This is a genomic window from Protofrankia sp. Cas8 (assembly GCF_963555845.1).
In the GTDB taxonomy this organism is placed as follows: domain Bacteria; phylum Actinomycetota; class Actinomycetes; order Frankiales; family Frankiaceae; genus Protofrankia.
This window is the reverse complement of the sequence record NZ_CAUVXI010000056.1, coordinates 1-10552: the sequence shown is the minus strand read 5'-3', so window position 1 is coordinate 10552 and position 10552 is coordinate 1. Positions and strand designations below refer to the sequence as shown.

The 10552-nt window shown below is 69.4% G+C and carries 7 protein-coding genes and 2 pseudogenes; 3 read left to right on the top strand and 6 right to left on the bottom strand.

Annotation, left to right across the window (positions count from 1 at the left end; all coding sequences use genetic code 11):
* From U9977_RS10910 to U9977_RS10900, 3 genes and pseudogenes are all read left to right on the top strand, one after another.
* A pseudogene (locus U9977_RS10910) lies at positions 1 to 655 on the top strand (glycosyl transferase); the annotation flags it as partial.
* Between the two features lie 171 nt (positions 656 to 826).
* Positions 827 to 2248 carry a cyclopropane-fatty-acyl-phospholipid synthase family protein gene (locus U9977_RS10905; RefSeq protein WP_322749107.1) on the top strand — a complete coding sequence of 474 codons (1422 nt, stop codon included), beginning with the start codon at positions 827 to 829 and terminating at the stop codon, positions 2246 to 2248.
* 135 nt (positions 2249 to 2383) lie between these two features.
* Positions 2384 to 4051, top strand: coding sequence for a serine/threonine-protein kinase (locus tag U9977_RS10900; RefSeq protein ID WP_322749106.1), 1668 nt, complete (start codon positions 2384 to 2386; stop codon positions 4049 to 4051).
* Positions 4052 to 4195: 144 nt separating this feature from the next.
* Here the strand turns inward: U9977_RS10900 and purU are convergent, their stop codons facing one another.
* The 6 genes and pseudogenes from purU to U9977_RS10870 form a co-directional block, all read right to left on the bottom strand.
* Entirely contained in the window at positions 4196 to 5053 is an 858-nt protein-coding gene (purU, locus tag U9977_RS10895; protein ID WP_322749105.1) for a formyltetrahydrofolate deformylase, read from the bottom strand.
* Positions 5054 to 5092: 39 nt separating this feature from the next.
* Entirely contained in the window at positions 5093 to 6955 is a 1863-nt protein-coding gene (locus tag U9977_RS10890; protein WP_322749104.1) for a metallophosphoesterase, read from the bottom strand.
* Positions 6952 to 7638, bottom strand: coding sequence for a hypothetical protein (locus U9977_RS10885; protein ID WP_322749103.1), 687 nt, complete (start codon positions 7636 to 7638; stop codon positions 6952 to 6954). The genes U9977_RS10890 and U9977_RS10885 overlap by 4 nt, the downstream gene beginning before the upstream one ends.
* Positions 7635 to 9392 carry a GMC family oxidoreductase gene (locus tag U9977_RS10880; RefSeq protein ID WP_322749102.1) on the bottom strand — a complete coding sequence of 586 codons (1758 nt, stop codon included), beginning with the start codon at positions 9390 to 9392 and terminating at the stop codon, positions 7635 to 7637. Before U9977_RS10880 ends, U9977_RS10885 begins: the two co-directional genes overlap by 4 nt.
* 199 nt (positions 9393 to 9591) lie before the next feature.
* Positions 9592 to 10035, bottom strand: coding sequence for an SRPBCC family protein (locus tag U9977_RS10875; protein ID WP_322749101.1), 444 nt, complete (start codon positions 10033 to 10035; stop codon positions 9592 to 9594).
* Positions 10036 to 10118: 83 nt separating this feature from the next.
* Positions 10119 to 10552: pseudogene (locus U9977_RS10870) on the bottom strand (hypothetical protein); the annotation flags it as partial.

The window sequence follows — 10552 nt, the reverse complement described above, 5'->3', positions numbered from 1 at the left end:
TCCTCGGTTGGTCGGTCGTCGGTTGGTTGGTCGTCGGTTGGTTGGTCGTCCGTGGGCCACCGTAGCCGTGGCGGGTGTGGCCACGGCGGTGGCGATCGCGCTGGCAGCGCCGTCGGCCGCATACGCCCTCGACACCGCCTCGACGCCGCACATGGGTGCGATCCCGACGGCCGGGCCGGCTACGGCCGGCGGTGGTGGGTTCCCCGGCACGAGGGGAAGCCAATTCTTCGGCGGCGGTTTCGGTGCTGGTTTCGGTGCCGGGGAGAGCGCCAACTCCGAGCTCGTCCAGTTGCTGAGGAACGGCCAGAAGGGCTACCGCTGGGTTGCGGCAACGTCGGGATCCCAGACGGCCGGATCGCTCGAGCTTGCCAGCGGTACCGCGATTATGGCGATGGGTGGCTTCAACGGCGGTGACCCGGCACCGACGCTCGCCGAGTTCAAACAGTACGTCGCACAGCACAACATCCATTACTACATTTCGGGTGGCGGTTTCGGCGGTTTCGGCGGTGGCGGTTTCGGCGGTGGCGGAGGCTTCGGCGGCCGCGGCAGCAGCGGGATCACATCCTGGGTGCAGAGCACCTTCACCGCGAGGACAGTCGGTGGGCAGACGGTCTACGACCTCACAGCCCAGGACCTGACACAGCCCAGGACCTGACACAGCCCAGGACGCGACCCCAGGACGGTTGCGGCCCGACACGGGGTGATGTCGGGCCGCAACCGTCACCGACAGCGATGATGGAGGTGAGCCGAGCGCGCGGCGAGATGGGTTCCCGCCGCACCGGATGCGGTCGGTGCGGAGGTGCCAGTGAACCGGGGTGACGCTGCAGTGTCCGGAACTGACTTGGCCAGGGCCGATCTGCCCGCAGCCGCGATCCCGGGCCAGGGTGTGCCCGCAACCGCGGTTTCGGGGTCCGCCGTGCGCACAACCGCGGTCTCCCGTGCTGTGATCGATTTGCTGACGGGCCTCGTCGGGCCGAAACCACCGGTACGGATCGAATTGTGGGACGGGACGGTCCTCGGGCCTGAAACCCCGACCAGGGTTGTGGTGCGGACGCCGGAGGCAACGCGGCGGGTGCTGTTCCGTCCCGGTGAACTCGGTTTCGCGCGAGCGTATGTGGCCGGAGAGATCGACGTCGAAGGCGACATTTTCGACGCCCTCGACCTGCGGAGCCACCTTGGGGTCCAGGCCGTGACGCCGACCGTGCTGCGCGCGGCGGCGACGTTGTTGCGCCTGTTGGGCCCCCTGCCCCCACCACCACCCACGGCCGAGACGAGGCCGCGGGGCCGCCGCCACAGCCGGGCGCGGGATGCCGCCGCCATCACCCATCACTACGATCTGTCCAACGCCTTCTATCGGCAGGTTCTCGGTGCGGCGATGACGTACTCGTGCGGCCTGTGGGCGGCGCCCGACGTGGGGCTCGCAGCGGCGCAGGACGCCAAGCACGAGCTGGTCTGTCGCAAGCTGGGTCTGCGCGCCGGGATGCGTCTGCTCGATGTGGGCTGCGGCTGGGGCAGTCTGCTGCTTCACGCCGCGCGGCACCACGGAGTCGAGGGGGTCGGCGTCACCATCTCGCCGAACCAGGCAGACCTGGCCCGGCGGCGGATCGCCGACGCGGGTCTCGCCGACCGTATCCAGATCCGGCTACAGGATTACCGGGATGTCAGCGACGGTCCGTTCGATGCGATCAGTTCCATCGGGATGGTGGAGCACGTCGGCGTCGCGATGCTGCCGGTCTATTTCCGTTACCTGTTCGACCTGCTGCGGCCTGCGGGCCGGCTGCTCAACCATGGCATCGCCTTCCCCGGCGACCCTGCCGGGCAGGCGCGTAACCGTCCGCGGCTCGGACCGCTGCCGCTGCCGGCCGGGCGTAACTTCGTCGCGCGGTATGTCTTCCCCGACGGTGAACTGCACGAGATCGGTGTGCTCGTCAGTGTCATGCAGGCGGCTGGTTTCGAGCTCTGGCACAGCGAGAATCTGCGCGAACACTATGGTCCGACCTTGCGCGCCTGGGTGGGAAACCTTGAGGCGCACTGGGCCGATGCCGTGGCCGAGGTCGGTGAGGCCCGGGCCCGGGTATGGCGGCTGTACATGGCCGCCTCCGCGCTGATGTTCGAAGCCGGCCAGGCCCAGATCCACCAGGCGCTCGCGGTGCGGCGCGCGGGCGGGCGGTCCGGTATGCCGCGCCGCCCGTCCTTCGAGAGCATGCTGGTTGTTGGGGAGTCTGCGCCCGCACCGGGCCTGGGATGAGTGACGATGGGAGCCGTGTACGGGCGGGCCACACGCTGGCCGGACCACCGGCGGGCGGGCCGTGAGCGGGTGGTTATGAGCGGGTGGTTATGAGCGGGGGGTTATGAGCAGGCGGGCACCAGCACGGCGGCGGGCATGACACGGCCAGGTCGAGCGGGGGGTGGAGCGACGGCGGAACCACTGGAGCCGCTACAGGCGGACGACCCGGTATCGGTCGGCAGGTATGTGCTGGACAGTCGCCTCGCCGCCGGCGGCATGGGCACGGTCTATCTCGGTCGGGACACGGCGGGCCGCCACGTTGCGGTCAAGCTGATCCGGCCGGACCTCGCGGCCGACCACGACTTCCGGGAACGGTTCCGCCATGAGGTTGCGGCGGCCCGGCGGGTCTCGCCGTTCTGCACGGCTTCGGTGCTTGACGCGGACCCGGACGCCTACCCGCCGTACCTCGTCACCGAGTACATCGAGGGCAGGCGGCTGGACCGGGTGGTCATGGAGGACGGCCCGCTGCCCGCCTCGACCCTGGCCGGTACCGCGATCGGGGTGGCAACGGCGCTGACAGCCATCCATCACGCCGGGATCGTCCACCGTGACCTCAAACCGGCCAACGTGATCATGTCATTGTCCGGGCCGCGGGTCATCGACTTCGGGATAGCCAAGCCCGCGGCTACCGTACGCCATGACCTCGACCGGGGGTTGATCTTCGGGACCAGCGGGTGGATGGCGCCCGAACAGATCCTCGACGATCCGGTCGGTCCGGCCGCGGACATCTTTACCTGGGGTCTTCTGGTGGGCTATGCGGGCACGGGCCGCCACCCGTTCACCGAACCTGGACGTTTCGGGCCGGCCGCCGACGCGAGTCTGGGGCAGCGGATCGTGGACGCGGCGCCGGATCTGACCGGCCTCGCCCAGCCGCTGCGCGGGCTGGTCGAGATCGCGCTGACCAAGGATCCGCGGGCCCGGCCGGCCGCGCGTGATCTGCTCATGCGGCTGGTCGAGGGAAACGCGGACGTCAACGCGTCCACGCCGATCGACCAGATACTCGGCAGGACGCAGCGGATGGCCGCTGTCGTGCCACCGACCCGCCTTGGCCCGCCGGCATTCGCGACCGGCTATCCGCCGGGCCAGTCGGCACAGCCGGGCCAGTTCGGCCAGTCCGGCCAGCCGGGCCGGTTCGGGCAGCCGGCGCGGTTCGCCGAGTCCGCGGCCCAGGCCCCGCCTCCCTTGTACCCGCCTGCCGCGCCGCCGCGCCCACGCCGCTGGTGGCTGCTGGCCCTGGCCGCCGCGCTCCTGTTGCTGGTCGGCTGGGTGGCCCTGCGGAGCCTGCGCGGCAACGACTCGGGCGGGGGGCCGTCCGCCGCCCCCAGCTCGTCGGCTACGAGCTCGGCGTCCCCGTCCCAGTCCCCGTCCGCGAAGGCGGGGATCGGCGTCCCGGTCCGGGACGGGCAGCTTGAGTTCACCGTGACGAGCGTGCAGTGCGGGGTTGATCAGCTGAAGGTCACGTTGATCACCAGGCATCCGGACGGCCAGTACTGCCTGGTTGCGCTCACCGCGCACAACGTCGGCAGCTCGACCCGGAACCTGTCGTTGGCTCCGCAACGGCTTGTCGACAGCGCCGGAGCGGACCACGATTCCAGCCAGCTCCTGTCGCGGGCCGCCTTTTCCGAGGGTATCTGGGGAAACCTCTCCGAGGGAGACACCGCGAGCGGCACCCTTGTCTTCGACATCCCCCGGGACGTCACCGTTGATCATCTGGAGCTGCACGACGGCCCCTTCAGCGACGGGGCCACCGTCCTGCTCCGATGATCTCGATCTCGGTTCTGGTCCCTGGCGCGGCCGGCTCTCAAGGATGTGATTCTGGTGCTACTGCAGCAGCACCAGAATCACATCGCTAAGAGCGACCGGCGACCGGCGCCCTCTGGAGCACCAGACGGTCGGATGACCGGCTGGTCAGGCGAAGACGACGGTGCGGACGCCGTTGAGGAGCACCCGGCGCTCGGCGTGCCAGCGCACGGCCCGGGCCAGGACCTGAGCCTCGATGTCGCGGCCCACGGCAACGAGCCGGTCGACGTCGCAGCCGTGGTCGACCCGGGCGACATCCTGCTCGATGATCGGACCTTCGTCGAGGTCCGGTGTCACGTAGTGAGCCGTGGCGCCGATGATCTTCACGCCGTGTGCGTGGGCCTGGGCGTAGGGCCGGGCGCCCTTGAAGCTCGGCAGGAACGAATGGTGGATGTTGATAATCCGGCCCTCGAGCTCCTTGCACACGTCGGCAGACAGGATCTGCATGTAACGCGCGAGCACAACAAGATCGACGTTTTCGTCGGCGACCAGCTGTAGCAGCCGCTGTTCCTGGTCGGTCCGGGTCTGTGCTGCGACCGGCAGATGGTGGAAGGGCACGCCGTGCCAGCGGACCAGTTCTTCGGCGGCACGGTGGTTGGACACGACGCCGACAACCTCGACGGGCAGTGTCCCGGCACGGCGACGTGACAGCAGGTCGGCCAGGCAGTGATCGTGTTGTGAGACCATGATCATTATTCGGGGTCGGACGGCGGCGTCCCAGATCTGCCAGTCCATCGAGAAGGCTTCGGCGACCGTGCCGAAAGCGTCGCGTAGATCGTTCAGGCTGGCGCGTGGCTCCTCGACGTCAGCGGCCAGGCGCAGGAAGAAGTGGGTGGTGTCGGGGTCCAGGTACTGCTGAGCCTCGACGATGTTGCAGCCGGACGCGGTGACGAAGGAGGACACCGCCGCGACGATGCCCCGCCGGTCGGGGCAGCTGAGCGTGAGTACCAGACGCTGGTGTGACACCCCGCCAGCCTAGTCGGGCGCCGCCCGCCGCCCACGCGATCATGCTCCTTCCCGCGCGCCCGGCGGCCCCAAGCAGTCTGGCGGCTGGTCAGGAGCGGCTCGGGTGATGGTGATCGGCGATTCGATGAGGAATGCCTCCAGCGGCCGGTCGATCGGGGTGAACCAGGGTGTGCCGGCCGCGGCGTCCGGGGCGAAGCGCCAGCGTTTCGGGACTGCGCGAACCCCGACAGGATAGATCGTCAACTGTCCGTCCGGGCCGATGCGCAGCCGCAGGAAGTTCTTGTAATCGGCGATCCCCTGCGCGGCGAACAGTTCGTTGGTGTTCAGGCCCGCAATGCGGTCGGCCAGCCAGAGGTAGGCGGCGAGCACCTCGGTGGCAGCCAGACCGCCGACCGCGACCACCAGCGGTAGCACCCCGGCCAGCAGCCACGTGCCGGGCAGCGGGCCGGCGACGGCGACGGCACCGGCGATCACGGCGACGGCCAGGACGAGCTGGGTGAGCCCGTGCGCGACTCCGGCGACCCCACCGCGGGCGGTACGGCCGGCCTTGGTCAGCGCGACGCCGGCACCCATGACCCCGAGGCTCAGCGCGAGCCCGGGAACACTGTTGATCAGACCCTCGAACAGGCCTGGGACGCCGGCGTGCCGCAGCCCGGCCGCGATGGCGTCGAGGCGGCCCACGGCCCCTCGCCCGGTGGTCCCGGCAGCGCCGCCGATCGCCAGCGCCAGCAGCAGGTGGACGCCGCCGAGCAGTGCGATCAGACCTGGTGCGAACGCCGGCAGGCCGACGATGCCGGCGGCAAGCCGGCGGGACGTCTGCGCGTCCGGAAAAGTGCTGCTGGCCAGCTCGTAGTGCGCGGGCGGGTCGCTCTTGCCCGGTGCCCGCGACGCCGTCGGCGGCAGAACGAGCCGTTGCGGCAGCCGGTGGGTCGCGGACAGATAGGCGCCGCCACCACCGGCGGTGAACTTCTGGGCGGAGCCGCCGACCTCGGTGTCGCGGGCACATTCGCTGTAGCGGGCATAGTGGTGCCGGTCGCCGGTCAGGGACACCCGCACCTGTGCGCCGACCTTTCTGATGATCGTGCGTTCGAAGTAGTCGAGGACGGCATACGCCTCGGCATCCCCGTCGGCCGCACTCAGCCAGCTCGGTTTCGCGGAGCACAGGATGACCGCGTCACCGGGACGCATCCGCGCCGCGATCTCGATGAAGTACCGGCGCTGGGGGTCGTCGATGTAGGAGTCGAACTGGATGTCGATCCCGAGTAGCCACCAGCGGTGCGGTAGCTGTACCGCGAAGTAGCTGCGGGTCTGCTCTGTGCGCCAGCCCCCGATGCTCGAACCCTGGCAGAAGACCCGCATGAATGCGGTGAGCCCGTCGTACCAGTCGTGGTTGCCGGGCAGCACGAACAGCCGCGGCGCCCCGGCGGGATCCGGGCACGTTCTGGGCAGCGCGGCGCGGTACGGGCCGATCAGCTTGTTCTCGTAGCCGGTGATGCTCGGCGTGGGGTAGCACTGGTCGCCGCCCATCACCAGCATCCGGCCGCGTGGGGTGGTCGTCCCGGCAAGGTCGAGGCTCGGCGTGGCCAGCAGCGAGGCCATCGCGTAGGTCGCGTCGAATCCGTCCCCGAGGTCGCTGACGTAGTCGAACCACAGCTCGCCACCGTCGGGCACCTCGGCGTAACCCGGCCCTTCAGTGCCGTCCGACAGGTCGGCCGGCGGCGCGGCCGGTAGCGCCGCCATCTCCTCCCGTTTGTCGGCATAGGAGCCGAGCACCGCGCTGACACCCACCCGCACGGCGGTGGCGAACAGCAGCGAGGGCGAGAGCCATCGGGTCATGGTGGCACGGGCGAACCCGAGCGCGCGTTCGCTGTCGTCGGCGGGCCGGGGCGGTGGCTGCGTCACCGCGGCTCCCCGATGGTGTCGGCGTTCCCGGCGGGCACGAACGCACCGTAGACCTTCCAGAGGTCCCCGAGAAACAGCCGGCCGAACGTCTCCAGGCCGCGGGTGGCTTCGAGCGCAGAACCCGATACCCGAAACGTCGTGAGCTGCCGCAGGAAGTCCGGGATGTGGATCGTGATGATGCCGGCGGCGACGACCCGCGCACCCGCTTCGGCGGCGGCAGCGGCGGCGGCATGGTCGGCAGGGTCCGCAGGGTCGGTGTGGACATGGCCGGCGAGGATGCGGGTGTAGAGCGTCGAGGTGTCCCGCCACAGGTCGAACCCGGGGTCGTCGTGGACGTCCTTGAAACCGCTGAGCGTGAGCGGGTGCCCGGCCGCATCCTGGAACGGCAGCCGGTAGAGCATCCGCCTGCGCCCGGGTGCATCGCCGACGAAGAGGTTGAAGACGCCTCCCTCGACCGGCGCCCGGCCGCCCAGGACATCGCAGTCGACATAGCCGTCGGCGACCGCCTCCCGCATCGGGTCGGCGGCAAAGGCGTGGACGTCCCCGGTGCGGATGGTGAGCCGGAAGTGCAGTGCGGTGGCCTCGGCCCGGCCCTGTTCGTAGCCACGCTGCGGGTCGGTCTCGTCCAGAGTGATGAAACCCTTCATCGTCTCGGTGAATTCAAGGCTCGTCGGTTCGGTCATGGCGCTGCCTCCGAAGCGTTGTGGGCATCGCGAACCGGATCGGAGGCCAGGACGTGTTCGGCGAGCCGATCGGCGAAGGCCGCGATGGTCAGGGATGGATTGGCGCCGACCGGTCCGGGCATGGCGGCGCCGTCGGCGACATACAGGCCCCGGTGGCCGAACACCTCGCCCCATTGGTCGATCACCCCGCTGGTGATGTCCGCGCCCATGCCGGCGCCGCCGAGCGGGTGCACGGTGATGACCCGGGACAGCAGGCTGAGCGGGTTCTGCTGGAAATCACCGCCCATTTCCTTTGCGAGGTCATTCATGATCCGTTCCAGTCGGTCGAAGTACGGCCTGCTGCCAGCGGGATAATCCGCAATCTGCAGGTAGTCGTCGTGTACCGACATGCGTCCGGTCGGGACGTCACGTCCCATGCCGAGCAGGGGCATCGAACCGGCGGATGCGGCCCCCGAGCCGAGCAGCCGACTGATTATCATGTCGATCTGGGGCGCCGGGTTGTCGACGATGCGCGATCGGATCATCTGGTAACCCGCGCTGACGGCCCGTGCGGCCATGCCGGTCAGCTGGGCCGCCTCGATGAGCCATTCCGCGAAACCGGGATAACCGGCGTCCTCGATGTAACAGCCGCGTTCAGTGCTGGCGGGGATGGCGGGGATGGCGGGGATGGCGCCGTCACCATTGACGATGTCGTCGACCTGGTCGGGTACGCGAACGGCGGTGGTGATGACCGGCGCGTGCGCGCTGCCGAGGGACGCACCGGGCACCCCGCGGACGAAACCGAGCAGGTCACCGTTGCCGGAGAAACGCCGGCCGAGCATGCGGGAGATCCCGGGTAGGGCCGCGCGATTGCGCAGCAGCAGATAGGTGGTGCCCAGAGTTCCGGCGGCGAGGACCAGGCGGTCACACGTGATTATCCGCTCCGGGATGGCGGCGAGGGCACCGGTATCACCTGGAGTGTGTAACACATAGCCAACTGTGTAGCCTCCACCATCCCGCGGGGTGATCGAACGTACCTCGTGGTGGACCCGAAGGTCCGCGCCATGGTGCGCCGCGGCGGACAGATAGGTGTGGTCCAGGGTGTTCTTGCTGCCGGAGTTGCACCCGAGGTCGCACTCGCCGCATAACACACAGGTGATTCGCGGTCGCCCGTGGATGTTGCCGTAGCTCGGATCCGGGATGGGCGCGCCCGGCACGGGCGGGGTGCCGCCCGATGCGAACGTCACCGCCAGCGGTGGCTGCTCGGCGGTGTAACCCAGGCGCCGCCCGGCCAGCGTGAGTAGCTCGGTGCGGCGGGAGGCCTGGTAGCCGGGTTGCCCGGCCGGGAACCGCTGGGCGCTCAGCATGGTCTCGACGGCCGCGTAGTGCGGTTCGAGGTCGGCCCGGGTGATCGGCCAGCTCTCGTACCCCCCGCCCGCGGGCGCATCCCGGATGAACCACTTCTCGTCCTTGCGGAGCAGCACGTTGGCATAGATGAGTGAGCCGCCGCCCAGACCGCTGGATACGACAGCCTCGAAGTCGGCGAACGACCATATGTCGAAAAGACCGTGGCGTCCCTGCATCGGGTCCCAGAAGTTCGCCGCGATGTCGGACGGCGAACGGGCGAATGACCCGGGGGGATACGCCTTTCCCCGCTCAAGCACGACGACGCGTCGTCCTGCCTCGGCGAACCGGTATGCGGTTACCGCGCCGCCGAACCCCGACCCGACAACCAGTATGTCGGTGTGTTCAGCTCGAGTATCCTCGCGCGTCATGTTTCCATCCCCCATACCCGCGGCATGCAGACTGGGAACACTCCGCCTACGGGCGGGATTGAGTCAACCACACCGACCCGGTGGCTGTGCAGCGCGTAGTCGTGTCCCCGACAGGGGATCCGGTGGCCTTTTCGCGAAGCCGTCGAAGGCCGACATCCGCCTCCGGACCGAATTCCGTCAGCCGATTGTCACCCGATTGTCAGCCCAGCCGAGGCGCGAGGTTGTCCAGAACGCCGTTCCACAGCTTGCGGATGCCGATTGGCGCGAAGGTCCGCTCGAAGAAGCCGCCGATCCCGCTCGCGCCCGACCAGCTCGTCTCCACCGATATCCGGGACGTTCCCGCGTCGGCGGGCGCGACGGTCCACTCCGTGCGCAGAGTGGAGTTCTGGTCGGCTTCGATGAGCGTCCGGCCGGGAACGGGCGCGGAGACGACCGCCTCGACGGTGCGGACGCGGCGGCGGGTCGCGTGCAGCTGGTAGCGGATCCGGGTACCGGCGCCGGTACCGCCCTCGACCACCTCGTAGTCGGTGATCATATCGGGCCAGGCCTCAGCGCGGCTGCCCTTGTAGTCGCCGAGCACATCCATGACCGTCGCCGGCGCCGCCGTCACGACCCGCTCCACCACTACCTTGATCTGCGCCACCTGAACTCCGTTTCATGACCACGCCGTCCCGGCCTCGCGGCCCGGTAGGCCTCGCGGCCCGGTAGGCCTCGGTGAGTACCTTGTCACGACCGGCCCGGGGCACTGTCGAGCAACCAGAGGTCGACGCCGTCGACGTACCGCCCGGGTGCACCCGCCAGCCCCGTCAGCAAGGTCACGAGCTCGTCGTGGTGGTCGCTGGGGCCAAGGATGATCGTATTCAGATGGTAGCGGTCGAAGGTGGCCGCCAGCCCGGGTTGTCGCAAGGCCGCCGCCGCGGTGCTCTGGCCCGTCGCGACGGCGATGAGGGCCGAGTTCAGCGGGTCGGTCTCCGGGTGGAAGCTGGACCGTCCAAAACGGTCGGGAACCGTACAGTAGCAACCCGGCATGGTGAAGCGGAAGTCAGCCTGCGCCTGCCAGAGCATCGCGATGTTCTGCTGGGGATACGGGTAGGGCACGACCAACGCTGTCGCAGCCGCGGGCAGGTTGTCGACCTGCGGGCCGGTGAAGAACCTCGGTG